The organism is Streptomyces sp. NPDC041068, from assembly GCF_040647455.1.
GTDB lineage: Bacteria > Actinomycetota > Actinomycetes > Streptomycetales > Streptomycetaceae > Streptomyces.
The window spans coordinates 93,393-117,101 of the sequence record NZ_JBEZCG010000008.1; the positions used below are offsets into that span (position 1 = coordinate 93,393).

The window sequence follows — 23,709 nt, forward strand, 5'->3', positions numbered from 1 at the left end:
TGTTTCGTCACCTGTCCTGTTCGGTTACTCGTCCTGTTCGGTCATTCGTCCTGCTCGATCGACGACCGACGGAAGTCGGTGCGCCAGACGTCGACCACCTCGCCCCGCTCGTCGGTGACGAGGTAGGCGGGCCAGCGGTCGAAGGCCGAGCACGGATGCGAGAGCCCGAACTCGACGACATCGGTCACCTCCAGGTTGCGCGCGTCGGACAGGACCGCGTGGTGGTCGTACAGCGCGCGCACGCGTCCTGCGACACCGGTCTTGAGCTGCCCGTTCGCGGCGCGGGCGGACAGGAGGGCCGGTGCGTCGGCATCGTAGGGAAGGTCCCTTTTCCCGGCTCCGACGACGGCGGTGCCGATCTCGGGGACCGACACGACGACCGCGCGCACGGTCAGCGCGGGGACGAGGCCGGGGACCGGGCTCATGCGGGCGTAGACGCCGTGGTCGTGCGTGACGTAGCAGCCGGACCGGAGCAACCGGACCGTGCCGGGGACCTGGGCCTCCGTCGGCAGGAAGGCCACCACACGGTCGGGAAAGGCCGAGCCGCCCATCGAGTACACGGGCCGGTCGGTCTCGAAGAGGTCCGCGACATTCAGGTACGTGTCGCGGACGTTGCGGCAGTGCTCGTCCACCGCCGCGATCGTCTCGTCGTCCCGGGTGTTGGGTGCGACGCCCTCGTACCCGGCGACTCCCACGAGCCGCAGCCCCGGGGCGGCCCTGACCAGCTCCGCGACACGGCGGGCCTGCCGGGCATCGCGGAGGCCCGTGCGGCCGCCGGGAGCGCCGATGTCCAGGAGGAGTTCGAGGGCGGGGCCCTGGCCGTCGAACACCTGGTGCGCCGCGACGACCCCCGCCGCGGAGTCGACGAAGCAGCGGATACGCCGTTCAGGATCGGCCGCGAGCCAGTCGCGCAGCCGGGCGAGACCGTACGGGTCCACGACCTCGTTCGCGACGAGGACACTGCTGTGCCCCCAGCCGAGCACGGTCGCGACCTGGTCGACCGTGGCCACGGTGACGCCGACCGCGCCGGCCGCCATCTGCCGTTCGACGACGTGGGCGGACATCGTCGTCTTGACGTGCGGAGCGAGCACCACGTCATGGGTCTTGCACCAGTCGGCCATGGCCCGGATGTTGCGGTCGAGGGCGTCGGCGTCGAGGCGCAAGTGGGGGTAGGTGGCGGAAGCCACGGTTCTTGAGCTCCTTCAAGCGGGGCGGGCACGGGACACGGGACACGCGTACGGGATACGGGATACGGGATACGGGATATGAGATACGCGTACGGGATACGGGATACGAGATACGCGGCGTGTTCCAGTCTGTTGCGCTCCGTCCGGCGGGGCATCGTGCCGATTGACCAATCTCCGACCCGATTCGGTGCCGATTCACGAACGGAAGTAGAGTGCCGGGCAGCGAGAACGAGTGGACGGTGCCCATGACGACCAGCCCCGGAAGCCCGCCCGGAAGCCCCGGAGCCCGGCTCGACCACGTCGTGAGGACGTTCGCGGGCACCCTGCTCGAGGTCCTCGCGGGCGCCGTCGAGCCGACGGCTGCGATCACCGACGTCGTCATCGACGACCCCCGCGAACAGGCGCCTGCCCGTCCCGGAGCCCTGCTCCTGTGCACCACCGCCGATGCCGGGGACCTGCCGGTCCTGATCGACCGCGCGGTCGCCTGCCGGGCGCCCGCCCTCGTGGTCCGCGCACCGCTCGACCTCGGCCAGGACCTGCGCGAGCGCGTCGAGCGCAGCGGTGTCGTCCTGCTCGGCCTCGCGGGCGGCGCGACATGGGCCCAGCTGGTCGTGCTGCTCCGCTCGCTGCTCTCCACCGGCGCGAGCGGTGAGGGGCTGCGGGCCGGGATGCCGGTGGAGGACTCGTTCGCCCTGGCCAACGCGATCGGGGCGCTGCTCGAGGCGCCGATCACGATCGAGGACCGCGACTCGCAGATCCTGGCGTTCTCCGACCGGCAGAGCGGAACCGACCAGACGCGCGTCGAGACGATCCTCGGCCGGGGCGTCCCTCGGCACGCGCGCCGCGCGCAGGAGCGGGCCGGCGTCTTCAAACGGCTCTACGCCAGCGAGAAACCCCTCTTCATCGACACACCGCAGATCGAAGGAGCGCCGGGACTGCCGCGCGTGGCCATCGCCATCCGCGCGGGCGACCAGGTGCTCGGCTCGATCTGGGCGGCGGTCGCCGAGCCGCTGAGCGAGGAGAAGGAACGCGTGCTCGTCGACGCCGCGAAGGTCGTCGCGCTGCACCTGCTGCGGCAGCGCATCGGCGTGGACATCGAACGGCAGGTGCGCGCGGACCTCGTCGCGACCGCATTGGGGGAGGGGCGCGCGGCGTCGAGCGCGATCGAGCGGCTGCGGCTCACCGACCGGACGGTGACCGTGGTCGCCCTGTCCCCGACCGGCACGGACTCGGCCGACGTGGTGGCCGCCGCCGGACAGTCGCGGCAGCAGATCCTCGAACGGGTCACCGAGGCCTTCGCGTTCCACCTGTCGGTCGCGGCCCCGGGCGCGGTCGCCGCGCTGGTCGGCGACGAGTGCTGCGCGATCATCCCGGCGTCGACGCGGAAAGCGCGGGGGGACGCCACCGACCTCGCGCGGGACGCCACCGACCTCGCGCGCCGGGTGGCGAACGACTTCCTGGACCGGGAGCGGGCCTCAGGGCCCGGGGGAGTGGTCATCGGCATCGGCCGTGCCGTCCCGTCGTCCGATCCGGCGGGCCTCGCCCGCTCACGGCGGGACGCGGACAGAACCCTCCGGGTCCTGCGCAGGCAACCGGACCGCCCGGACCAATCAGATCAACCGGATCAACCGGATCGACTGGACCGCCGGGTCGCGCTGTTCGCCGACGTCCAGCTCGACGCGCTCCTCCTGGAGACCGGTGACCGCGTGCGCGAGGAGGGCGGACTGCTGGACGGTCCCGTCGCCCGGCTGCGCCACCATGACCGCGTGCACGGAACCGCCATGACGGACACCGTGGCGCACTGGCTCGACCACCTCGGCAACACCCTCAACGCCGCGGCGGCCATGGACGTCCACCCCAACACCTTCCGCTACCGCCTGCGCCGGGCGGCGGACATCGCGCGCCTGGACCTGCGTGACCCCGACGCGCGCTTCGCGGCGATGCTCGAACTCCGGCTCGGCCCCGCGCACCCCGCCGACGAGGACGTCAGGAGGTGAACGGACCCGTGGTCAGGAGGCGGTGGCGACCTTCCACAGATGGCCGTCGGGATCGCTGAAGTAGCCGAAGTAGCCGCCCCAGTCCGCGGCGACCGCCTCCTTGACCACGGTGCCACCCGCGGCCTCCGCGGCGCGCATGACCTCGTCCACCGTGTCCCTGGAGTCGGTGGTGAAGTGGAAGGAGGAGCCCCGGAATCCGGAGCCCTCCGCCGGCACGCCGGCGTCCTGTGCCGCGTCGTTCCATGCGTAGAGCGCCAGGGGCGGGGATCCCTCGCCCAGGCTGCAGCGGACGAAGCCGCCGAAGTCCTGTTCGACCTCGCAGCCGAGCCCGTCGACGTAGAACTTCTTGGCGCGGGCCACGTCCGCGACACCGAGCATGATGGTGCTGACCTGCAACTTTGTCTTCATGGGCTCAGCGTAGGCGTGGGCCTGCCGTGGCCGCTTCTCCAATCCTGACCGGTCCTGTTGGGGCCTGTAGGGAACCGGTTGGGAAATATCGGCGCGAAACCCTGTTCCAGGGAACAAGCGTCCTGGTGATCATTGTTCTCGTCGATCGTCGCCGGGGCCGATCCCGGCCGACCACACCTCTCGACGGGGCTGTACGCAGGCGCGGCACCGGCGGCCAAGGAAGGCAGATCCACCATTTCCACTTCCACCAAGACGCTGCAGATTCCCACCACGGACGGCAGGGCCGACGCCTTCGCCGCTTTCCCCGACAGCGGCGAACGGCACCCGGGGGTACTGCTGTACCCGGACGCGTTCGGCCTGCGGCCGGTACTGAAGGAGATGGCCCGCGAACTGGCCGGGCACGGGTATTACGTGCTCGTCCCCAACCTCTACTACCGGCACGGTCCGGCACCGGTGCTCGAACTCCCCGAGCGCATCGGGGAAGAGGCCAGGCCCGCGGTCTTCGCTCAGGTGATGCCCCTGGTCGAGGAGCACACCACCGAGCGGATCCTCAGCGACGCCGACGCCTACCTCCGGTTTCTGACCGCCCAGCCCGAGGTGAGCGCGGGGCCGGTCGCGGCGATGGGCTACTGCCTGGGCGCCTCCTTGGCGATGCGCACGGCAACGGCCCACCCCGACCAGGTGGCTGCCCTCGCAGGCTTCCACCCCGGCTTCCTGGTCACCGACGCGGCCGACAGCCCGCACCGCCGCGTCCCCGAACTCAGGGCAGAGGTCCACATGGGCCTCGCCGAGGGCGACCTGACGCCCGAGGCCCTCGACGAGCTCAACAAGGCCTTGGACGTCGCGGGCGTCGGCTACACCACGGAGGTCTACCCGGACACCGTCCACGGCTTCACGATGGCCGACACGGACGCCTTCAACGCCGCAGGACTGCAACGCCATTGGGAACGTCTGCTGTCCCTCTTGGACCGCACGTTGACCAAGGGCTGACACTCCGGTCCGAAGGGCTGACACTCCGGTCCGAAGGTTCCGATCGGCTCCCGCGCTGCCACCGCTGCCTCACCGCCATAGGCTGAGACCCGTATGTGACGGACAGGAGGCAGCGGTGGCGGAGACGGCGTTGGCCGAGGTGATGGCCGAGCTGGCCGACCTCGAGGACCCCAAGACGCGTGCGGTGAACGAGAAGCACGGCGACGACCACGGCGTGAACCTCACCGAGCTGCGCGCGCTCGCGAAGCGCCTCAAGACGCAGCAGGACCTCGCGCGCGAGCTCTGGGAGACGGATGACACCGCCGCGAAACTCCTTGCACTGCTGATCTGCCGCCCCAAGGCGTTCGGACGCGACGAACTGGACGGCATGCTGCGCCAGGCACGCACCCCCAAGGTGCACGACTGGCTCGTGAGCTACGTCGTGAAGAAGGGCCCGCACGCAGAGGAACTGCGCCTGGCTTGGTCGGCCGATCCGGACCCCGTGGTCGCGAGCGCCGGCTGGGCCCTGACCATCGAACGCGTCGCCAGGAAGCCCGAAGGCCTCGACCTCGCCGGGCTCCTCGACGTCATCGAGGCGGAGATGAAGGACGCCCCGGACCGCCTGCAGTGGGCGATGAACCACTGCCTGGCCCGGATCGGCATCGACCACGCCGAGTTCCGCACCCGCGCGATCGACATCGGCGAGCGCCTGCAAGTCCTCAAGGGCTACCCGACGTCCCCGGGCTGCACCTCACCGTTCGCGCCCACCTGGATCACCGAGATCGTGCGCCGACAGCACGACAAGACGGGGGACTGATGGGGCGGTAGCGGGCCTCGGCCTGCCCGCGCGCCGCACCGGCCCCTTGCCGCCGCCTTCGTCAGCGAAGCGTCGGCGAAGAAGGCCGCGGCGAGGCGGGCTTCCAGTCCTGGGAGAGGAGGCCGAGCAGGACCTCGTCCAGGAACTCGCCCATCACCCAGGCCGAGGAGCGCAGCACGCCCTCGCGGACGAAGCCGTTGTGTTCGGCGGAGCGGAGCATCGCGGCGTTGTCCGCGAGCGTCTCGATCTGCAGCCGTTGCAGGCCGCGTACGACGAAGCCGTAGTGGCAGAGGGTGGCGACCACGTCGGTGCCGTAACCCTTGCCGCGGGCGGCGGGCAGCAGGCCGAGGCCGATGTGCGCGGAGCGATTGTGGTTGTCGATGCCCCACAGTGTCGCGGTGCCGACCAGCGTGCCGCCGTCCAACGTGACCACGGAGAAGGGGACGTGTCCCTGTTCCTTGTCGTCCACCACGAGCCGCGGGTCCTTCGAGCCGGGCGTGATCGGCCGCCACGGGCCGGCTTCGGCCCGCGAGCCGTTGACCACGTCGTCGTAGAGCTCGGTCCGCAGGATCGGGATGTCTTCCTCGTGCCGGGCCCTGAGCCCGACCTTGTCGCCCTTCAGCATGTGCGTTTCCTATCCGGTGAGGCCGATCGGCGGCAAGCGAATTTGTGCTGGTCGGGCTCGCGCCGCGCGGTGCCGGGCCTCAAGTTCCTTCGGGGGAAGGGGACTTCGGAGGAGTGTCCTTCGGGTAGCGGACGAAGAGGATGCCCTGGACCTCGCCGTTTGGTGCGCTGTAGAGGTGCGGGGCGTCCGCCGGCCAGTGGGCGTGGCCGCCGGGTCCGGCCGTCTGCGGTGCGTCCGGCAGGCCGACGACCGCCGTTCCGGAGAGCACCATCAGGCTCTCCGTGGTGTGCGGGACGTGCGCGGCCGACTCCTGGGTCGCGCCCGCGGCGATGGTGACGCGGAAGACGTCCGTGGCCGCGGCCGAGTCCTCGTGGCGTTCCAGGAGGACCGCGGTGACGGCGCTGCCCGAGACTCCGCCGCGGCTCGCGGCGGCGCCGGGCGCCGGGTCGTCGAGGACAGCGCTGAGCGGGCGGCCGAGCGCGGTGGTCAGGGCGTAGAGCGTTTCCAGGGTGGGGTTGCGCCGGCCCGTCTCGAGTTCCGAGAGTGTGCCCTTGCCGACGCCTGAGCGGCGCGCGAGCTCCGACAGGGACAGGTCGTCGTCCTGTCGCAGCCGCTTCAGTCTGCGCCCCACCTTGTCGTTCAGACCCTTCCCCAAGTTCTCAACTCCGTTCGAACAAGGGAGGCCCCATCCCCGGTTCCGTCCGTTTCCGACCGGCGCTTTGACGCGCCGCCACCTGTGTCCCTAGTGTTCCACAAACAGAACGTTCTGTTTACGGAACGCCTCTCAGGAAACGGAACGCCTCTCAGGAAGTGGTGCTCGCATGTCCCCGTTCGCCCGCATACGCGCCGCCGCGCCGCCCTCGGCCGTGGCGGCGGGGCTCATCGCGGTCACCGTCGGCGTGACCAGCGCCGCTGCCCTCGTGTTCACCGCGGCGCGGGCTGCGGGCGCGGACGCGCGGGAGATCTCGTCCTGGATGCTGGCACTCGGCGTCGGGATCGCCGTGACCTGTGTGGGTCTGTCGCTGCGGTACAAGGTCCCGGTCGTCACCTCCTGGTCGACGCCGGGGGCCGCGCTCCTCGCCACCAGCCTGAGCGGGGTGTCCATGGAGAAGGCTGTGGGCGCGTTCGTGTTCAGCGCCGTACTGATCATGGTGAGCGGTCTGACGGGATGGTTCGCGAGGGTCATGGACCGGATCCCGGTCCCGCTGGCGTCGGCGCTGCTCGGCGGCGTGCTGCTCGACTTCGGGACGGGGCTCTTCTCCCAGATGGGCGGCAGTTTCGCCATCGCGTTCCCGGTGTTCGTGCTGTACCTCCTCGCGCGCCGACTGCTGCCCCGTTACGCGGTCGTCGTCGCGCTCGGCGGCGGAGTCGTCGCCTCCGTCCTCGCCGGGGGCTGGCATCTGGAACGGGTCCGACTGTCGTTCGCGCAGCCGGTGTTCACGGCTCCCGAGTTCGACTGGAAGGTGCTGATCAGCGTCGGTGTGCCGCTGTTCGTCGTCACCATGGCCTCGCAGAATCTGCCGGGCGTTGCCGTGCTGCGCGGGTCCGGCTACGAGGTGCCCGTCTCACCCGTCCTGACGTGGACGGGCGCCGCGCAGGCGGTGCTCGCGCCGTTCGGGGCGTTCGGCCTCAACCTCGCGGCGATGACCGCCGCGATCTGCACCGGCGACGCGGCCCACCCCGACCGGCAGCGGCGCTACTTGGCGGCGGTGTGGGCGGGTGTCTTCTACCTGTGCGTCGGCCTGCTCGGCGCGACTGTCGCCTCCCTGCTCACCGCGATGCCGCACGCGCTCGTCCTGGCCGTCGCCGGGGTCGGCCTGCTCGCCACGATCGAGGCCTCCCTGGCCAGTGCCCTGTCGGACCCCGCGGCCAGGGAGGCTGCCGTCGTCACCTTCCTCGCGACGGCCTCCGGTGTGACGCTGCTCGGCATCGGGTCCGCGTTCTGGGGGCTGCTCGCGGGCGTGCTCACCAGTGTCATCGCGTCGGCGGGGTGGCGGCGCCGAGCCTGCGCGCCCGCCCCGCAGCCGGTCACCGCGGCCGGCGGGAGTTCGGTCAGGCAAGGACCATCCAGCGCCGCCCGTCCGTGAGTTCGCGCGCCGCGTCGAGGTGACCCGCATGGCAGGCCGTTTCGGTGATGACATGCAGGACGACGTCCCGCAGCGTGTGCAGGAAGGGCTCTCCGTGGGTGTGGTGCGACCACCAGGCCAAGGCGGTGTCGGCCGCATGCGCGGTGATGACCGTGTCCGACAGGGCGGCCTCCCTGCGGTACAGCTCGAGGATCTCGGCGGCAGGTTTGTCCGGGCTCACCTGCCAGGCGTCGGGGGCGCCGTCGAAGCTGCGGATCGCTGCCGGGTCCCCGGCGATGACGGCCTGGAACCAGAAACGTTCGACGTCCAGCGCCAGGTGCTGGACGAGCCCCGGACAGCTCCACCCGGACGGCAGGACCGGACGGTGCAACGCCTTGTCGTCCAGGCCGTCGAGAATTCCCATGATGTGCTCCCGCTGTCCCCGCAGCGTCCGAAGCAGCGCCCGGATCTCGTCAGTTGTCGTGTCGGTCATGGCAGGCAGAGTCGCCGAGGCCGCGGGTGAGTTACAAGCGGACGGCTCACGAGTGGTGCGGATCACGAGGACAACAGGAGTCAGAGCAGAGGGGTTGCGGCCGCCGCGTACTCCCGTGCCGTGCGGCGCGCGGCGGCCGCGCCCTCGTCGTCGCCGAGCTGGGTCGCCAGCCGCGCGCGGCCCAGCAGGTTGTACGTGCTGCTCGGGCGCAGCGAGAGCCGCTCGCCGAGGAGGGCGCCCGCGATGTCGTGGGCGCCCGCGCGCAGAGCCGCCTCGACGAGGGTCTTCTGGAGCGCGTCGCGCTGGGCGTGGCTGCCGCCGAAGCTCGACAGCCGGCGGCGGATGGGGAGCAGCAGGTCCACGACGCTCCGGTAGTCCTCACGTACGTACGCCACAAGAGCCCGGGACACCGGGAGGCCGATCTCGGCGGACATGGCGTGGTTGCTCAAGAGGCGGTTCTCGGGCCGGTCGAGCTATGCCTGGCGGTCGCGGATGAGGGCTTCGGCGTCCGCCACGCGCCCCGCACCGGCGTAGGCCATGACGGCGTGGACGTCGTTGAAGGCGTAGAAGGACGGGTCGTGGCGTTCCTCCCAGGCCGCGGCCAGGCTCTGCCAGCGCGGCCCCTGGTCGATCCCGGCCAGCAGGAAGCGCCACAACAGGGCGGATGCGTCGAGCAGTTCCATCACCGTGCCGCAGGACCCGGCCGGTCGGATGGCGGCGTCGTAGACCTGCTCGGCCCGCTCGGTCGCGTCGGCCTCCAGGGCGAACAGGGCGTAATGCCACCAGTTGTGGACCGTGAGGTAGTTGCCGCTCGTCCAGTCGTCGGTGCGGGCGTTGAGGTAGCGGATGCCTTCGACGAAGCGGCCCTGCATCTCGTAGGTGTGGACGGTGGCGTGGATGCCCCATACATCGCGGGCGTTGGTCTCCACCGCGCGCAGGCCGATCTCCTCCGAGCGGTCGTAGTGACCGGCTTCCTCGAGACCGAACGCGTACATCCCCAACAGCGGTCCGTAGTGCGGGTCCTGGGCATCCCACGTGGCCAGGGCGGCGCCGATGCGGTCGCGGAGGCTGACGGCGTCCCCGGTGAAGAAGTCGATCTGATGGCCGACCGCGAGGGCGAGCGTGTCGTGCGGGTGGGCGACCGTGAGGTCGGCGAGGAGCAGGCCCGCCCGGTGCATGTCGCCGTCGAGCCAGGCCTGGGCCGCTTCCATGTGGCCGCGCTCGCGGGCGGGAAGCGCCGTGATGTCGACATCGGAGCGGTAGCGCTGGAACCGCGTACGAGCGGCGTCGGCCTCCGACGGCTCCGTGCCGAGGAGGGCGAGGTAGGTCGAGAAGGCCTGGGCGATCGGGGAGCGGGGCGCCGCCGTCAGGGCGTCCGCGATCGCTTCCTCGACCTGGGGGCGGAAGAACAGCAGATGGTCCACGGCCCGTTCGAGGTGTCCGGCGGCCTCGTCGCCGGTGTCGGTCAGCCGATGGCCGTGTCGGTCACTGGTCATGGTCTGGTCTCGTCCTCTCCTGCCGGGGCGCGGCGACCGAGCGTAGTCGCGAACGCCCGGTGAGATCGTTTGCCTCTGTCGGAATGTGGCCAACCGCGGCCCCCGGCAACAGCCCTATCGCGGCTTGCCTCCCAGAGTGTCCTTGGCCGCAAGCCTGGCCCCGGAGAAACACAGACGATAGAGGTCGACCTGGTCCAGGAAGTTGACGTTCGATCGGTAGAACTCGCATGTCGTTCCCGGCGGTTGCGGTGCGGAGCGTGCGTCCTCGGGGGGATAGGGGTACGGGCGCGCCGGCAGGAGGTGAGCGATCTCCGCGCGAGGGCTGCCGACGCGCAACTCCTCGTAGTGGGAGGGCGGCAGCACGCTGGTGGCCAGCAGGTAGGCCATGTACGCGGCGGCGGGCAGGAAGAACAGCGCCGCGGCCGCGGGAAGCGCGAAGACGGTGGCGAAGCGACGACGGGTGCTGCGCTTCATGCGGGCCAGCCTGCGCGCCGATTCGGGCTCCGCACCGGCGGCCTCCGCTGCCGCGGGCTTCGGCCGAAGCGCCGTCGTGCGGTGCGGCAAAGTGGCGCTGACCTGGAAACCGCCCTCGAAGGGACCGGTCCGCAAGGTGCCGCCGAGGACGGTGACCCGCTCCCGCAGTCCGGCCAGGCCGCGGTTGCCCGGCACCGCGTCGGACAACGCCCCTTTGGCCGGGCGTGCGTTGATGATACGTACGTGGGTGCGGTCGCCGTCGTGGGTGATGGCGACCCGCACGGTGCTGCCCGGGGCGTGCTTGGTGGCGTTGGTGAGGGCCTCCTGCACCACCCGGTACATGGCGCGTTCGATCAGCGGGGACAGCGCGGGCGGTGTGCCCTTGCGCTCCCACCGCACCGGGACGCCGGAGGCGACCGCGCGCCCCAGGAGCTCCTCGACGGTCTCGGCGCCGGGCGGCCCCACCGGGGCAGGGGCATGGGGGTCCTCGCGCAACACGCCGACGGTCTCCCGTAGTTGGTCGACGGCGTCCGATATCGTCGCGCGCAACTCGGCCACGTCGTCGCGGTCCTGCGGGGCGAGCGTGGGGGAGAGCTCAAGGGCACCGGCGCGCAGCGCCACCAGGCTCAGCACGTGGCCCAGCGAGTCGTGCATGTCGGCGGCGATGCCGGCGCGCTCGGTCAGCCTCGCCCGCTCCGCGACCAGATGCTGCTGTTCCTCGAGGCTGCGGGCCAACTGCCAGCCGCCGTACGCCAGTTCCCCGCGCCCGCGCCAGTAGCGTCCCGCGAGCCACGGGAGCAGGAGCGCGGCGGGGAGCACCGTCATCGCGTAGAACCACCACACCGCACCGACCCGCAGTGCGGCGCACAGTGCGAGATCGAAGGCCAGGCAGCCGGAGAGCACAAGGAGCGGGGTGCGGGCCGTGGCCGCACGTGCGCCCAGCAGACAGCTCAGCCCGGCCAGGGCCAGGACGTAGGCGTTCGCGGGGCTGGCCGGGTCGGCGAGCCCCAGGGCGCACGAGGCGTTGCCCAGGAACACGGCCGCCCCCGGTCGGCGCCGGGCCAGAGGCACCGCCACGGTCAGCAGGAGCAGGGGGAGTACCAGCCCCTCTGTGACCGAAGAGGCGGCGGCCGCCGGGCGGTTGACGTACCAGAGGACGCCCGCGGCACAGAAGAAGGCCCACAGGGTTACGTCGGCGAGTACCGACCTCAGCGGTGCGCGCACTCGCCACATGGCCCCGCGGACCCCCTGCTCTGTCATCGCCGTGTGTGCCGTCATCCGCCCGACGCTACGTCACTGTCCCTTGACCGGTGACGGTCAGGCGTCGCGACGGCGCAGCACGTACAGGCCGGTCAGATGGGCGGCCACCGCCCACGCCAGCAGGATCAGCACCGCCCCGGCCGGTGGGTAGGGGGCGTCGGGGCCGGTCCGCATGAAGTGCTCGCCCGCGCTGTGCGGCAGCCAGTCGTTGACGGCGAGCAGGGCCGGGCCGCCGAGTCCCATGAGCATGCTCGGCAGGGCCCACAGCAGCGTGAAGAGCACGGCGAGCGCTCCGGCCGCGTGCCGCGTCGCGAAGGACACACCCACGGTCAGGACCGCGACGAGGGCGTAGAAGAGGCCGACCCCCAGGACGTGCCGAGCCGCCTCGCCCGCGTCGAACGAGGCACGACCGGCGAAGGGCCCCCACGCCACGGCCATGCCGAGACCGGCGCACAGCGCCCCGGCGAAGAAGGCCACGACGCCGGTGAGCAGGGCCTTGGCCAGCTGCACCCGGTGCCTGACCGGCACCCACAGCAGCGACGCCGTCATGCTGCTGGTCGTGTACTCGCCGGTGACCGTGACCGTGGCCAGGACGACCACGGCGAACTGGACGAGGACCGTGGAGGACACCACGGCGTTGCCGACCGGCTGGAGGGCGTGCTCGTTGATGCGGGCGATCGAGCCGTAGTAGAAGGTGAACACGCCCGTCGCCACCAGGCCCACCAGCAGGCACAGGTAGGGCGCGCGGACCGACCACAGCTTGGTCCACTCCGCGGCCACCGCTCCGACGAAACCGTCGGTCCTTCCGCTCCCCGCGCCCTGTCCGGCCGTGTCCGACCACACGTCAGCCGTCATCGTGCCGCTCCCGTCCCCGCCTCGCCCCGCACGCCCGTCACGTACTCCACGCTGTGCGCCGTCAGTTCCATGTAGGCCTGCTCCAACGAGACCTGCACATCGCTGAGTCGGTGCAGCCTGACGCCGCAGCGATGGGCGAGGTCGCCGACCTCGGCGGCGGTCCGGCCCTTGACGACGATCTCGCCCCCGCCCGACGCACTGGCCGCCCCAACTGCCCCAACCGTCTCGACCTTCACGCCGCTGTCCGCCGCGAGGTGGCTCACCAGCACGGACAGTTCCTGAGGGTCGGGCACCCGGGCGCGTACGGATGCCAGGGAACTGGTGGCGAGGAAGGAAGCCATGGAGGTGTCGGTCAGGAGCCGGCCCTTGCCGATGACCACCAGGTGGTCGGCGGTCAGCTGCATCTCGCTCATCAGATGGCTGGAGAGGAAGACCGTGCGTCCCTGGGCGGCCTGGTCGCGCACCAGCTGCCGCATCCAGCGCACGCCGTCGGGGTCCAGGCCGTTGACCGGCTCGTCCAGGATCAGCGTCGGCGGATCGCCGAGCAGCGCACCGGCCACCCCCAGACGCTGGCTCATGCCCAGTGAGTACGTCCCGGCGCGGCGCCGGGCAGCCTTGGCCAGACCGACCAACTCCAGTACCTCGTCCACACGACGCACCGGGATGCCGTTGCTGCGCGCCTGCGCGACGAGATGGCTACGGGCCGAGCGCGCCGGGTGCAGGGCCTTGGCGTCCAGGAGCGCGCCCACTTCGCGGACGGGGTGACGCAGGGCGGCGTAGGGCCTGCCGTCGATGAGCGCCTTGCCGCGCGTCGGGTGGTCGAGGCCCAGGATCATGCGCATCGTGGTGGATTTGCCGGCTCCGTTGGGGCCGAGGAAGTCGGTCACCTTGCCTTCCTCGACGTCCAGCGTCAGGTCGTTCACGGCGACGGTCTCGCCGTATCGCTTGGTAAGCCCTCTGAGGGTGATCACATGGGTTCCTTCGGCGTCTGCCGTACGTCTCGCACTGTCTCGTACGTCTCGTACGTCTCGTGCTGCGCTCGTACTTCTCTCGTACTTCTCTCGTACTTCTCTCGTACTTCTCTCGTACGGGGTCGACGCTAGGAGCGGCGGGCGCGGCGGCCCATGCGACGTTCGTCAGCAGCCGTCTTCCTTTCGTCAGGGGTGCGGCCCCGCCGCTGGTCGGACATCGTGGGGCGCCCTCCCTCACGGCCGTTCGCGGGTCGTACGCTCACCTCGTGGAACAGACAGCACCGGGCCGCGGGCCGGTCCGCGTTCTGGTGGCGGACGACGAGACGATGGTCCGTGCGGGCATCCGCGCCATCCTGGCCAGGGATCCGCGCGCCGAAGTGGTCGCCGAGGCGGCGGACGGTGAGGAGGCCGTCTCGCTGACGCGCCGTCACCGCCCCGACGTGGTCCTCCTGGACATCCAGATGCCCGGCCTCGACGGCCTGGCCGCGGCCGCGCGGATCCACGGGGAACAGCCGTCGGCGGGCGTGATCATGCTGACGACCTTCGGCGAGGACGACTTCATCACCCGCGCCCTGGAGGACGGGGCCAGCGGCTTCCTGCTCAAGGCGGACGATCCGCGGGAGTTGCTGAACGGCGTGCAGGCGGTTGGGGCCGGCGGGGCCTATCTGTCGCCGCGGGTCGCCGCCCGCGTCATCTCGGGCCTGCGTGCCCAGCGGGCGGCGCGGCCCCACCGCCCGCTCGACCGGTTGACGGACCGGGAACGCGATGTGCTCGCCGCGCTCGGGGCAGGGCTCTCCAACGCGGAGATCGCCGCCAAGCTGCACCTGGTCGAAGGCACCGTGAAGGCGCATGTCAGCGCGGTCCTCGCCAAGTTGGGGGCGCGCAACCGGGTGGAGGCGGCGATAACCGCGTACGAAGCGGGGCTGGTCCCCAAGCAGTAGGTCCTCAAGCAGTAGGTCCTCAAACAGCGAGGCTCCACGCAGTAGGGGCCCTGACGAGTTGAGCAGGGCCCCTGAGCGGTAGAGGCCCCCGGCAGCAGCGAAGTCCGCGAAGTCCGCGAAGACTGTGAAGTCCGCGAAGACCTCTGCGCCGAGGGCCCGGTGCGTCAGCGGCGTGCGGACGCCGAGCGCTGCCGTAGGTAACCGGCCACGATGAGGAAGACGGTCAGGCCGCCCGTCCAGGCCAACTGGCTGCGGGTGCCCGGCTCCAGGGCCATCAGGACGAGCACGGCCGCCATGCCCGCCAGCGCCACCCAGGTCAGCACGGGGTAGGCCCACATCCGCACCGCCAGTTTCTCGGGCTCCTCGCGCTCGGTGCGGCGGCGCAGGATCAGCTGCGAGACGGCGGTGAACATCCAGACGACGAGGATCACCGCGCCGATCATGTTCAGCAGCCACTGGAAGATGTCGTCGGGACGCCAGTAGCTGAGCAGGACGCACAGGAATCCGAAGGCGGACGACGCGACGACCGCGCGGCGCGGGACTCCGTCGACGACACGGCCGAGCGCGGCGGGGCCCTGGCCGCGGGAGATCAGCGAGCGGGCCATGCGCGAGGAGCCGTAGATGTTGGCGTTCATCGCGGACAGCAGCGCGATGAGCACGACCACGTTCATGATCTGGCCCGCGCCCGGGATGCCCAACTGGTCGAGGGTCGCGACGTAGGGGCCCTTCTCCACGACCTCCTTGTCGTCCCACGGCACGAGCATGACGATCACCAGCATCGAGCCGATGTAGAAGACGGCGATGCGCCACATCGCCGTGCGCACGGCACCGGCGACGCCCTGGACCGGGTTCTCGGACTCGGCGGCGGCGATGGTGACGGTCTCCAGACCGCCGTACGCGAGGACCGACGCCAGCAGACCGATGATGAGGCCCTCCGTGCCGTTGGGCAGGAAGCCGCCGTGGCCGGTGAGGTTGTCGGCACCGGGTGCGTCCGTGCCGGGCAGCACGCCGACGATGGCGAGTCCGCCGACGACCAGGAAGAGGGCGATCGCGCCGACCTTCAACGCGGCGAACCAGAACTCGAACTCGCCGAAGTTCTTCACCGCCGCCAGGTTGGCGCCGCAGAACACCGCCATGAACAGCGCCACCCACGCCCACTCGGGGGTGCCGGGCAGCCAGCTCGTCATGATGTGCGCGGCGCCGAGGCCCTCCAGGCCGACGCCCATGGACAGCATGAACCAGTACGACCAGCCCGCGGTGAAGCCCGCCCACGGGCCGATGGCGCGCTCGGCGTACACGGAGAAGGAGCCGGAGGCCGGGTTGGCCGCCGACATCTCGCCGAGCATCCGCATGACCAGCATCACCAGCAGGCCGGAAGCCGTGTAGGCGAGGACGATGGACGGTCCGGCGGCGGCGATGCCCGCGCCGGAGCCGACGAAGAGCCCGGCGCCGATGACTCCGCCGAGGGCGATCATCGAGAGGTGACGCTGCTTGAGTCCCTGGGAGAGCTCCGGCTCGGGTGTGGCCGGTGGTGACTTCGGAGGGGCGGTGCTGGACGGAGACATGCGGGCAAGTGTGGGTAATTCGATCACGGGTCGAGATGGCTGTCCGATATCCGAACACTCCGCCTACCCGGGGTGACCGAATGATCACTTCCGGATGATCGCTCGAGGGCTCAGGACAGCAGCAGGTCCCAGCACGGGGAGTGGGCCGCGGCGATCCCGGCGGCGCCCTGGAGGAGCGCGGACCGGCGATCCCGTGCGCCAAGCCGATAGTGAACTCGTCCAGCGGACAGCTCTCGCGGTCACCGGCCGGGACAGCACGGTGAGGCAGTCGAGCGTGTCCCGGAGAAAGGAACTGTGAAATACGAGGGACTGAATTCCGGTTCAGTTGCTTTCAGTTGCTTTCAGTCGCTTTCGGTTGGACTCCCGGCCTGCGGTCCGGGCGATGTTGCGTGCCATTCCGCCGAAGACGACGGCGTGGAAAGGGGCGACGCTCCACCAGTAGAGGTGGCCGAGCAGGCCCCGCGGGTGGAAGAGAGCGCGCTGTCGGTAGCGGGTGCGGCCCTTGCCGTCCTGTTCCGCGTACATCTCCAGCCAGGCGAGGCCGGGCAGCCTCATCTCGGCCCGCAGACGCAGCAGTTGACCCGGTTCGATCTCCTCGACCCGCCAGAAGTCCAGTGAGTCGCCGACGCGGAGGCGCTGGGCGTCGCGGCGCCCCCGGCGCAGTCCCACCCCGCCGACGAGCCGGTCCAGCCAGCCGCGTACGGCCCAGGCGAGCGGGAAGGAGTACCAGCCGTTGTCGCCGCCGATGCCCTCGATGACGCGCCAGAGCGCCTGCGGCGAGGCGTCCACGGCGATCTGTCTGCGGTCCGTGTAGAGGCTGCCCCCGGCCCAGTCGGGGTCCGTCGGGAGCGGGTCGCTGGGCGCGCCGGGCAGCGCGGCGGAGGACCAGCGGGTGGCGACCTGCGCCTCCTGGATCCTCCGCAGGGCCAGCTCCAGGGCCTCGGTGAAGCGCAGGGGACGGCCGGGGCCGTCGGGCGCGTACCGCGCGATGTCGTGCTCCTGGCAGACGACTTCGTGGCGCAGGGATTCGGTGAGCGGTCGGGCGATGGACCGCGGCACGGGCGTGACCAGGCCGATCCAGTGGCTGGACAGCCCCGGCGTCAGCACCGGCACGGGCAGGATCAGTCGTCGCTTCAGGCCGGCGACATCGGCGTACGCGCGCATCATGTCCCGGTACGTCATGACGTCGGGGCCGCCGATGTCGAAGCCGCGGTTCAGGTCGTCGGCCCGGTCGGCGAAGGCGAGCAGGTAGCGCAGCACGTCACGGACCGCGATCGGCTGGATCCGGGTGCGCACCCAGCTGGGAGTCACCATGACCGGGAGCCGTTCGGTGAGGTGGCGCAGCATCTCGAACGAGGCGGACCCCGAGCCGATGACGACCGCGGCGCGCAGTACGACACTCGGCACCTCGGAGTCGAGGAAGATGCGCCCCACCTCCGCCCGTGAGCGCAGATGGGGCGACAGCTCCGATTCGGGGACGTCCGCCGGAGTGAGGCCGCCGAGGTAGACGATGCGCCGCACCCCAGCCGCGCGGGCCTGCTCGCTGAAGGTCCGGGCCGCCTGCCGGTCGGTGTCCTCGAAACGGGAACCGCTGCCCAGGGCATGGATCAGGTAGTACGCCACGTCGATGCCCCGCAGGGCCGGGCCGAGCGAGTCCGGGGCGGTCACGTCGCCTCGTACGATCTCGACCCGGTCGGCCCAGGGGTGGTCGCGGAGCTTCTCCGGCGAGCGGGCCAGGCAGCGCACGCCGTGCCCCGCCGCAAGCAGTTCCGGGACGAGGCGGCCTCCGATGTACCCGGTGGCTCCCGTCACGAGGATGCGCGGCGCGGGAACGGGACCGTCTTGGCTCATGAGTGCTGCCGCCTCGTCTCGGTGCTCGGTGCTCGGTGCTCGGTGCTCGGTGTTCGGTGTTCGGTTCCGGGGAACGGGTGGCTCGACCATCGCACTGTCCCGCGGGCCGCGCACCCCCGGGTTACCGCGGAGCGCTGACCCAGTCCCGGTAGTGGGTGGGGGCCAGGCGGGCGCCGTCGCCCGCGATCAGGACGTCGCCGCTGACCGCGGCGAACATGCCCGCCTCCTCGTCGGTCACGACGTCGCGGTCGTCCTTGCGGGCCGCCAGCGTGAGGCGGCCGAGCTCGTCCAGGCGGAAGACGTCGGGGCCCGCGACGTCGAGCGTGCCGTTCAGCGGCGCCGCGGTGGTGACGTCGGCGAGGGCTTCGACGACATCGGCCGTGGCGAGCGGCTGGACGCGGGTGGAGGGCAGCCGCACGGTGCGCTCGTCCGAGGTCCAGGACATGACCGCGTCCATGAACTCGAAGAACTGGGTGGCGCGCACGATCGAGTACGGGGTGGGGCCCTGTCGCAGCAGGTCCTCCTGGAGCGTCTTCGCGCGGTAGTAGTCGAGCTGCGGCACCTGGTCGACTCCGACGATGGAGAGGACGACCTGGTGGCGGACGCCCGCGCGCTCGCCCGCGGCGAGCAGGTGCCCCATGGTGGTGCGGAAGAACTCGGGCGACGCCTCGTCGAACGTGGGGGAATTCGACACGTTGACGACCGTGTCCGCGCCGTCGAGCGCCTCGTCGAGCCCCTTGCCGGTGAGCAGGTCGAGCCCGGTCGACAGGGACGAGGCGACCACCTCGTGTCCGGCCTCGCGGAGCTTGGTGACGAGCTGGGAACCGATCAGTCCGGTGCCGCCGATGACCGTGATCTTCATGATCGTGTCCTTCCGTCGACCGAGCGCCGCGGCACTGTCGCGGCAACATCGCCGACGAGAACACTGTCGCCGCAAACTCGGATATCTGATGTCCGAGATAATACTCGGATAGTCTCTGTCCGAGTCAAACGGGAGGTCGAACGGGAGGCCGAATGAAACTGTCCGGTGGCGTGGAATGGGCGCTGCACTGCTGTGTGGTGCTGACCGCCGCGACCGAGCCGGTCCCGGCCGCCCGGCTGGCGCAGCTCCACGACGTCTCGCCCAGTTACCTGGCCAAGCAGATGCAGGCCCTGTCCCGGGCGGGCCTCGTGGAGTCGGTCCAGGGCAAGACCGGCGGATACGTCCTGACCAGGGCCGCCGCCGAGATCACGCTCCTGGAGGTGGTACAGGCGGTCGACGGGGCGAGCCCGGCGTTCGCCTGCACGGAGATCCGCCGGCGCGGACCGCTGGGTACGCCGCCGGAGAAGTGCACGAAGCCGTGCCCCATCGCCCGCGCCATGTCGGCGGCCGACGCCGCGTGGCGGGAGTCGCTGCGGGGTGTCTCCATCGCCGACCTCGTGGGTGACGTCGAGCGGGACAGCGGGCCCGAGGCGCTGCCGGGCATCGGCGCATGGCTCAACTCGGCGAGCGTCACGGAAGGTTGAGGGGAGCTTCCACGAGTATGCCGGGCATGCCGAGTACGCCTGACGATCGCGCGGGGGCTTTCGGCGGGGAAGCGCCGGTCTTCGTCGGTCCGGAGCGGACGGTCGCCGACGGGCCGGGGCGGATCAGGGTCGTGTGGTCGCTGGGCGGCGGTGCACGAGACCTGGACGCCGTCGTCGTACGCCTGGCACCCGGCGCCGTCGTCGACGAACGCACCGAGGCGGCGTTCGGGGTGCTCTTCACCGTGCTGTCCGGCGGGGGTGAACTCCGCGTGCGGGACGCGGAGTTCACGCTCGCGCCGGGCGCCCTGGCCTGGGTGCCCGCGGGCGCGGGGCACTCCGTACGGGCGGGGGGCGAGGGCCTGACGTACACAACTGCCCACCGCCGCAGCGCACGTCAGCTCGCCGGCGCCGAAGTGCTGGACGGCGCCGGCGAGCCCGTATGCCTGCTGGACCGTGTCTGCCCGGAGTGCGGGCGCTTGGCCGCCGAGCGGGACGCGCGGTACTGCGCGCGGTGCGGGTCGTCGCTGACGGCTACTGATTGAGCGGCGGGGGCGCCCGGTTGGGCGCGTCAGCTGCCGAAGGGGATGTCCCGCGGGGTGGCCATGCGGCGCGTGTCCGGGTGGGCCTTCACGTAGTCCGTGATGTACGAGAGTGACTCCCGCACCGCGCTGTCGTCCGTGCCGCAGCCCTTGGGGCCGCTGACGCCGTCCGGGTAGCACGACATCCGGTTGCCGTAGATCAGGCTGTCCACGGCGGCGCCCTTGCCGGAGGAGTCGAGCAGGGCGGCGGCGCGCTCCTTGTCGCCCTTGCCCACCGTCCAGCCGACGGTCTGCGCAAGCTCTCCGGCGTCCCGCGCCTTCCCGCCGGCCGCCAACTCCTCCCGGATGCCGCCGAACTTCAACGCCATGCTGAACAGACCCTTGTCCATCACACGCTGGTGGCCGGGGACGCTCGGCCCGTGCTCGGCGAAACCGTCCCGGACCTGCGCGTAGTCGCCGCTGAAGCTGACCGCTTCCTTGGGGTTGAGGTCACCGAGGGCGTTCTTCCAGCCGCTGCCGCCCTCCTTGCCGTAGAAGCCGTAGAGCACTCGGATGCCCCTGCTCTCCAGCTTCTCGCGCGCCATGTCCCGCAGTGCGGCCACGGAGCAGTGGCGCCACTTCGCGTCGTCGCTGTCGCACCAGTCGGGGTTCTTCATGTCGAGCCAGACGAACGAGACGTGACGGCCGCCGTCGTGCTCCTTCGCCACCTGGTCGAACATCTCCGACATGGTGTCGCCGGAGCTGGTGGGGGTGCCGTCGTGGTCCGCCCACCAGCCCTTGCGCCAGGCCGTGGCGTCGAACTCCAGGGCGTTGGCGCCGTTTTCGAGCGCGGTGGTCACCCCGCCCGTGGTCAGCACCCGATGGGCGATGGCCCAGGTGGGGCGCTGCTCGGCAGTGCTCGGCGCGCCCTCGGAGGGCTTGTCCTCCGGTGCGGCCATGGCGGCTCCGGTGCCCAGGGTGGCCGCGGAGACGACCACGGTCAGCGGGAGCAATACGGTGCGGAGCCGATGTGAGGCGACCATGAGGGGCGGGTCCTTTCCAGTGCCCGGGCCGCGTGTGCCGACGGCCCGTCTGTCGTGCGGTGGCTGCCTGTCGAACAGTCGGCAGCCGGCTGTCTGTCGTACAGCCGACGGTCCGGCTACCCGCGACTTCGCCACCGCACACTAAGTTACTTAACGGTAATTATTGGATACGCTCCGTGCGTCTGCGTCAGGCAGCCGAGCCCCCGGGCGCGCGAAGAGTCCGGCGCACGGCGTCGCGGAGCCAGTGATGGCCTCCGTCGGCGGCGTGACGGGGGTGCCACGCCATGCCGATGGTCAGCGGCGGCAGGGGCAGCGGGATGTCGAGGAGGCGCAGCCCCAAGGTGGTGGCCACGTCGGTGAGGGGGGAGGGGACGCCGCCGGGAGGTGCGGTGGGGACGAGGCAGACGAAGTCGCTGCGGGCGGCGAGGGTCATCGCGGCCAAGTGGCTGGGGAGAACGACAGCGACCCGCCGACGGAGGTGCCGCTCGGCCAGAGCGGCGTCCAGGGGACCGGTGAACCGGCCGCGGCGGCTCACCACCACGTGATCGGCGGCGGCGAGCCGGTCCGCGGTCAAGGCCCCTTCGGTCAGCGGGTGGCCGGGTCGCACGGCCGCCGCCATCCGGAGAGTGACCAGCTCTTCGACCCGGGTCTCGGGGTCCACGTGGTCGATGGCCCCGATCTCCAGGTCGATGCGGCCGTCGCGCAGCGCCGGTCCGGCCTCCACCTCCTCGGCCCGGAAGCGGAAGGAGATCCCCGGCGCCTCCTGCCGGGCAAGACGGAGCATCCCCGGGGCCAGCGCCGCGCCGACCAGGTCGGCCGTCTGCAGGGTGAAGGTGCTGCGCAGGACGGCGGGATCGACGCCGGCGCCGGGAGCCAGCAGCGCTCCCAGGCGGCGCACCACCGCGGCCGTCTCCTCGCGCAGCTCCTGCGCACGCGGAGTGGGAACCATGGTCTGGCCGGCCCGGACCAGCAGAGGGTCCTGGAGGATGCGCCGCAGCCGGGCGAGTGTGCGACTCATGGCGGCCGGAGACGTGTGCAGGCGGGCGGCGGCGCGTGTGACGCTCTGCTCGGTCAGCAAAGCGTCCAGCGCGACGGCGAGATTGGCGTCGATGACAGGCTCTGCGCTGCTGCTCATAGGCGTTATTCCATTTCAGGCAATGATCCCGTGCTCAACTTCCCATTGTGGCAACGCCCTTGGCCTCCCGAGGATGAGGGTCGTACCGATCCGGCACGATCCATGAGGTTTCGATGATCGTCATCACCGCCCCCACCGGGAACATCGGCCGTCACCTGCTGCCCCTGCTCCTGGACTCCGCCCCCGCCCGCGACGAGGCACTGCGTGTGGTCGTACGTGACCCCGACCGATTGCCCGACGCGGCGCGCGACCGCGTCGAGGTCATCACCGGCTCGCACGGCGACCCCGAGGTCGTCGACCGCGCCTTCGAGGGTGCCGACGCCGTGTTCTGGCTCGTCCCCCCGGACGCGTCCCGGACCCCCGAGGACGCCTTCCGCGGCTTCACCCGGCCCGCCGCGAAGGCCGTCATCGCCCACGGCATCGGCCACGTCGTCGGTGTCTCCGCGCTCGGCCGCGGCACCGCCGTCGCCCGCCGCGCGGGACTCGTCACCGCTTCCCACGCCATGGACGACCTCATCGCCGACACCGGCGTGGCCTACCGCGCCCTGGCCTGCCCGTCCTTCTTCGACAACCTTCTCGAGGACGCGGACACGATCCGGGAGACAGGCGTCTTCACCGACGCCGTCGACGCCGACCTCAGGTCTCCCCGCGTCGCCGTCGCCGACATCGCGGCCGTCGCCGCCGACCTGCTGCTGAACCGCAGGTGGTCCGGGAACGACAGCGTCCCCGTCCTCGGTCCCGAGGACCTTTCCCCCGACGACCTGGCCCGCATCATGACCGAACAACTGGGCCGCCCCGTCCGCTATCGACGCCAGTCGCTCGACGAGTTGTACGGCGACCTCCTCGACCACCGCCTCGACGAGGCGTTCGCCCAGGGCGTCGTCGACATGAAGCAGGCCAAGAACGAAGGCCTCGACGCGGGCGTCACCCGCACACCGGCCACCAGCTCTCCCACCACGTTCCAGCAGTGGTGCGCCCAGACCCTCAAGCCCGCAGTCCTCCCGGACCGCCGACATTCTCAGGGAACCCGTCATGCCCGCTGATGAGACCACCCCGCAGGTCACCGCCTTCATGCTCATCAAGACCACGCCCGAGTGGCTCGCCATGACTCCCCAGGAACGCGTGAGCGCCTTCGCCACCGAGGTCGTCCCCACCGTCAAGGCCAAGACCACCGGCGTCCGCTCACGCTTCTACGACACGGAGTTCTACTCCACGCGCGTCACCGACGTCTGGGTCTGGGAAGCCGACGACCACGACGCCTACCAGCAGCTCGTCGACGCACTGCGCGAAACCCCCTTCTGGGACCGCTACTTCACGGTCGTCGACCTCCTCGTCGGCACCGAGAACGGCTACGCCCGCGCCTACGACATCGAGGCCGTCACCAGCATCACGACCTGACGCACCACCCGTCCTGCGACGCCGAATGTCCCCGGGCCTCCATGGAGACCCGGGGACATTCGGCGTCCCTGCCGAAGGGAAACACCCCGAAATCCGGTGGCGTCCGGTGGTGTCCGGTTTGTGGGCGGCGGCAT

The 23,709-nt window shown here is 71.1% G+C and carries 24 protein-coding genes; 9 read left to right on the plus strand and 15 right to left on the minus strand.

Annotated elements, in window-relative coordinates; all coding sequences use genetic code 11:
• Positions 1-41 precede the first annotated feature (41 nt).
• A complete protein-coding gene (locus AB0B50_RS19670; RefSeq protein ID WP_362333037.1) occupies positions 42-1,187 on the minus strand; it encodes an alanine racemase in 1,146 nt (381 codons plus the stop codon).
• A gap of 245 nt (positions 1,188-1,432) precedes the next feature.
• Here AB0B50_RS19670 and AB0B50_RS19675 point away from each other — a divergent pair, with 245 nt between their 5' ends.
• The gene (locus AB0B50_RS19675; RefSeq protein WP_362333040.1) at positions 1,433-3,184 is read left to right on the plus strand and encodes a helix-turn-helix domain-containing protein; all 1,752 of its coding nucleotides are present in this window, start codon (positions 1,433-1,435) and stop codon (positions 3,182-3,184) included.
• A 12-nt stretch (positions 3,185-3,196) separates the two neighbouring features.
• On the opposite strand, the gene AB0B50_RS19680 is transcribed toward AB0B50_RS19675, so the two are convergent.
• Entirely contained in the window at positions 3,197-3,592 is a 396-nt protein-coding gene (locus AB0B50_RS19680) for a VOC family protein (protein WP_362333043.1), read from the minus strand.
• Positions 3,593-3,826: 234 nt separating this feature from the next.
• Between AB0B50_RS19680 and AB0B50_RS19685 the strand changes: the two genes are divergently transcribed.
• Both AB0B50_RS19685 and AB0B50_RS19690 read left to right on the plus strand, forming a co-directional pair.
• Positions 3,827-4,582 carry a dienelactone hydrolase family protein gene (locus AB0B50_RS19685; protein WP_362333925.1) on the plus strand — a complete coding sequence of 252 codons (756 nt, stop codon included), beginning with the start codon at positions 3,827-3,829 and terminating at the stop codon, positions 4,580-4,582.
• A gap of 142 nt (positions 4,583-4,724) precedes the next feature.
• Entirely contained in the window at positions 4,725-5,378 is a 654-nt protein-coding gene (locus AB0B50_RS19690) for a DNA alkylation repair protein (protein WP_362333928.1), read from the plus strand.
• Between the two features lie 61 nt (positions 5,379-5,439).
• Here AB0B50_RS19690 and AB0B50_RS19695 read toward each other — a convergent pair whose 3' ends face one another.
• Positions 5,440-6,003, minus strand: a complete 564-nt coding sequence (locus tag AB0B50_RS19695; protein ID WP_362333046.1) for a GNAT family protein — start codon at positions 6,001-6,003, stop codon at positions 5,440-5,442.
• Positions 6,004-6,082: 79 nt separating this feature from the next.
• Positions 6,083-6,658: an XRE family transcriptional regulator gene (locus tag AB0B50_RS19700; protein ID WP_362333048.1), complete on the minus strand. Its 576-nt coding sequence runs from the start codon at positions 6,656-6,658 to the stop codon at positions 6,083-6,085.
• A 166-nt stretch (positions 6,659-6,824) separates the two neighbouring features.
• On the opposite strand from AB0B50_RS19700, the gene AB0B50_RS19705 reads away from it, so the two are divergent.
• Positions 6,825-8,090, plus strand: a complete 1,266-nt coding sequence (locus tag AB0B50_RS19705) for a benzoate/H(+) symporter BenE family transporter (RefSeq protein ID WP_362333050.1) — start codon at positions 6,825-6,827, stop codon at positions 8,088-8,090.
• Here AB0B50_RS19705 and AB0B50_RS19710 read toward each other — a convergent pair.
• The 6 genes from AB0B50_RS19710 to AB0B50_RS19735 form a co-directional block, all read right to left on the minus strand.
• Positions 8,056-8,562 carry a DinB family protein gene (locus tag AB0B50_RS19710; RefSeq protein WP_362333053.1) on the minus strand — a complete coding sequence of 169 codons (507 nt, stop codon included), beginning with the start codon at positions 8,560-8,562 and terminating at the stop codon, positions 8,056-8,058. The two genes, AB0B50_RS19705 and AB0B50_RS19710, sit on opposite strands and share 35 nt — an antisense overlap.
• 80 nt (positions 8,563-8,642) lie before the next feature.
• Complete coding sequence (locus AB0B50_RS19715) at positions 8,643-9,011, minus strand: hypothetical protein (protein ID WP_362333056.1); 369 nt, start codon at positions 9,009-9,011, stop codon at positions 8,643-8,645.
• A gap of 24 nt (positions 9,012-9,035) precedes the next feature.
• A complete protein-coding gene (locus AB0B50_RS19720) occupies positions 9,036-10,058 on the minus strand; it encodes a tetratricopeptide repeat protein (protein WP_362333059.1) in 1,023 nt (340 codons plus the stop codon).
• Positions 10,059-10,172: 114 nt separating this feature from the next.
• On the minus strand, positions 10,173-11,810 hold the full coding sequence (locus AB0B50_RS19725; protein WP_362333062.1) for a histidine kinase: 1,638 nt from the start codon (positions 11,808-11,810) through the stop codon (positions 10,173-10,175).
• Between the two features lie 39 nt (positions 11,811-11,849).
• Positions 11,850-12,647: an ABC transporter permease gene (locus AB0B50_RS19730; protein ID WP_362333065.1), complete on the minus strand. Its 798-nt coding sequence runs from the start codon at positions 12,645-12,647 to the stop codon at positions 11,850-11,852.
• Positions 12,644-13,618 carry an ABC transporter ATP-binding protein gene (locus tag AB0B50_RS19735; RefSeq protein ID WP_362333068.1) on the minus strand — a complete coding sequence of 325 codons (975 nt, stop codon included), beginning with the start codon at positions 13,616-13,618 and terminating at the stop codon, positions 12,644-12,646. The genes AB0B50_RS19730 and AB0B50_RS19735 overlap by 4 nt, the downstream gene beginning before the upstream one ends.
• 326 nt (positions 13,619-13,944) lie before the next feature.
• Here AB0B50_RS19735 and AB0B50_RS19740 point away from each other — a divergent pair, with 326 nt between their 5' ends.
• Positions 13,945-14,559 carry a response regulator transcription factor gene (locus tag AB0B50_RS19740; protein ID WP_362333931.1) on the plus strand — a complete coding sequence of 205 codons (615 nt, stop codon included), beginning with the start codon at positions 13,945-13,947 and terminating at the stop codon, positions 14,557-14,559.
• A 164-nt stretch (positions 14,560-14,723) separates the two neighbouring features.
• Here AB0B50_RS19740 and AB0B50_RS19745 read toward each other — a convergent pair whose 3' ends face one another.
• The 3 genes from AB0B50_RS19745 to AB0B50_RS19755 all read right to left on the minus strand — a co-directional run bounded on the left by AB0B50_RS19745 (position 14,724) and on the right by AB0B50_RS19755 (position 18,837).
• A complete protein-coding gene (locus AB0B50_RS19745; RefSeq protein WP_362333071.1) occupies positions 14,724-16,124 on the minus strand; it encodes an amino acid permease in 1,401 nt (466 codons plus the stop codon).
• A 321-nt stretch (positions 16,125-16,445) separates the two neighbouring features.
• Positions 16,446-17,975, minus strand: coding sequence for an SDR family oxidoreductase (locus AB0B50_RS19750; RefSeq protein ID WP_362333074.1), 1,530 nt, complete (start codon positions 17,973-17,975; stop codon positions 16,446-16,448).
• A 121-nt stretch (positions 17,976-18,096) separates the two neighbouring features.
• Positions 18,097-18,837, minus strand: a complete 741-nt coding sequence (locus AB0B50_RS19755; protein WP_362333077.1) for an NAD(P)H-binding protein — start codon at positions 18,835-18,837, stop codon at positions 18,097-18,099.
• Between the two features lie 152 nt (positions 18,838-18,989).
• Between AB0B50_RS19755 and AB0B50_RS19760 the strand changes: the two genes are divergently transcribed.
• Together AB0B50_RS19760 and AB0B50_RS19765 are read left to right on the plus strand one after the other, a co-directional pair.
• Positions 18,990-19,481, plus strand: coding sequence for an Rrf2 family transcriptional regulator (locus tag AB0B50_RS19760; RefSeq protein ID WP_362333080.1), 492 nt, complete (start codon positions 18,990-18,992; stop codon positions 19,479-19,481).
• 26 nt (positions 19,482-19,507) lie between these two features.
• Positions 19,508-20,023 carry a cupin domain-containing protein gene (locus tag AB0B50_RS19765; RefSeq protein WP_362333083.1) on the plus strand — a complete coding sequence of 172 codons (516 nt, stop codon included), beginning with the start codon at positions 19,508-19,510 and terminating at the stop codon, positions 20,021-20,023.
• A 26-nt stretch (positions 20,024-20,049) separates the two neighbouring features.
• On the opposite strand, the gene AB0B50_RS19770 is transcribed toward AB0B50_RS19765, so the two are convergent.
• Both AB0B50_RS19770 and AB0B50_RS19775 read right to left on the minus strand, forming a co-directional pair.
• Positions 20,050-21,042: a phospholipase gene (locus AB0B50_RS19770; protein WP_362333086.1), complete on the minus strand. Its 993-nt coding sequence runs from the start codon at positions 21,040-21,042 to the stop codon at positions 20,050-20,052.
• 187 nt (positions 21,043-21,229) lie between these two features.
• Entirely contained in the window at positions 21,230-22,177 is a 948-nt protein-coding gene (locus tag AB0B50_RS19775) for a LysR family transcriptional regulator (RefSeq protein ID WP_362333089.1), read from the minus strand.
• 113 nt (positions 22,178-22,290) lie between these two features.
• Between AB0B50_RS19775 and AB0B50_RS19780 the strand changes: the two genes are divergently transcribed.
• Together AB0B50_RS19780 and AB0B50_RS19785 are read left to right on the plus strand one after the other, a co-directional pair.
• Positions 22,291-23,220 carry an NAD(P)H-binding protein gene (locus AB0B50_RS19780; protein WP_362333092.1) on the plus strand — a complete coding sequence of 310 codons (930 nt, stop codon included), beginning with the start codon at positions 22,291-22,293 and terminating at the stop codon, positions 23,218-23,220.
• Entirely contained in the window at positions 23,210-23,575 is a 366-nt protein-coding gene (locus tag AB0B50_RS19785) for a darcynin family protein (protein ID WP_362333095.1), read from the plus strand. The genes AB0B50_RS19780 and AB0B50_RS19785 overlap by 11 nt, the downstream gene beginning before the upstream one ends.
• The last annotated feature ends 134 nt before the right edge of the window (positions 23,576-23,709 follow it).

Coding starts and splice junctions, on each gene's coding strand:
- AB0B50_RS19690 (WP_362333928.1), top strand. CDS start 4,725: ATGGCCGAGCTGGCCGACCTCGAGGACCCCAAGACGCGTGCGGTGAAC.
- AB0B50_RS19730 (WP_362333065.1), bottom strand. CDS start 12,647: ATGACGGCTGACGTGTGGTCGGACACGGCCGGACAGGGCGCGGGGAGC.
- AB0B50_RS19765 (WP_362333083.1), top strand. CDS start 19,508: ATGCCGAGTACGCCTGACGATCGCGCGGGGGCTTTCGGCGGGGAAGCG.
- AB0B50_RS19675 (WP_362333040.1), top strand. CDS start 1,433: ATGACGACCAGCCCCGGAAGCCCGCCCGGAAGCCCCGGAGCCCGGCTC.
- AB0B50_RS19785 (WP_362333095.1), top strand. CDS start 23,210: ATGCCCGCTGATGAGACCACCCCGCAGGTCACCGCCTTCATGCTCATC.
- AB0B50_RS19775 (WP_362333089.1), bottom strand. CDS start 22,177: ATGAGCAGCAGCGCAGAGCCTGTCATCGACGCCAATCTCGCCGTCGCG.
- AB0B50_RS19725 (WP_362333062.1), bottom strand. CDS start 11,810: ATGACGGCACACACGGCGATGACAGAGCAGGGGGTCCGCGGGGCCATG.
- AB0B50_RS19720 (WP_362333059.1), bottom strand. CDS start 10,058: ATGACCAGTGACCGACACGGCCATCGGCTGACCGACACCGGCGACGAG.
- AB0B50_RS19745 (WP_362333071.1), bottom strand. CDS start 16,124: ATGTCTCCGTCCAGCACCGCCCCTCCGAAGTCACCACCGGCCACACCC.
- AB0B50_RS19705 (WP_362333050.1), top strand. CDS start 6,825: ATGTCCCCGTTCGCCCGCATACGCGCCGCCGCGCCGCCCTCGGCCGTG.
- AB0B50_RS19710 (WP_362333053.1), bottom strand. CDS start 8,562: ATGACCGACACGACAACTGACGAGATCCGGGCGCTGCTTCGGACGCTG.
- AB0B50_RS19770 (WP_362333086.1), bottom strand. CDS start 21,042: ATGGTCGCCTCACATCGGCTCCGCACCGTATTGCTCCCGCTGACCGTG.
- AB0B50_RS19755 (WP_362333077.1), bottom strand. CDS start 18,837: ATGAAGATCACGGTCATCGGCGGCACCGGACTGATCGGTTCCCAGCTC.
- AB0B50_RS19695 (WP_362333046.1), bottom strand. CDS start 6,003: ATGCTGAAGGGCGACAAGGTCGGGCTCAGGGCCCGGCACGAGGAAGAC.
- AB0B50_RS19750 (WP_362333074.1), bottom strand. CDS start 17,975: ATGAGCCAAGACGGTCCCGTTCCCGCGCCGCGCATCCTCGTGACGGGA.
- AB0B50_RS19680 (WP_362333043.1), bottom strand. CDS start 3,592: ATGAAGACAAAGTTGCAGGTCAGCACCATCATGCTCGGTGTCGCGGAC.
- AB0B50_RS19760 (WP_362333080.1), top strand. CDS start 18,990: ATGAAACTGTCCGGTGGCGTGGAATGGGCGCTGCACTGCTGTGTGGTG.
- AB0B50_RS19740 (WP_362333931.1), top strand. CDS start 13,945: ATGGTCCGTGCGGGCATCCGCGCCATCCTGGCCAGGGATCCGCGCGCC.
- AB0B50_RS19780 (WP_362333092.1), top strand. CDS start 22,291: ATGATCGTCATCACCGCCCCCACCGGGAACATCGGCCGTCACCTGCTG.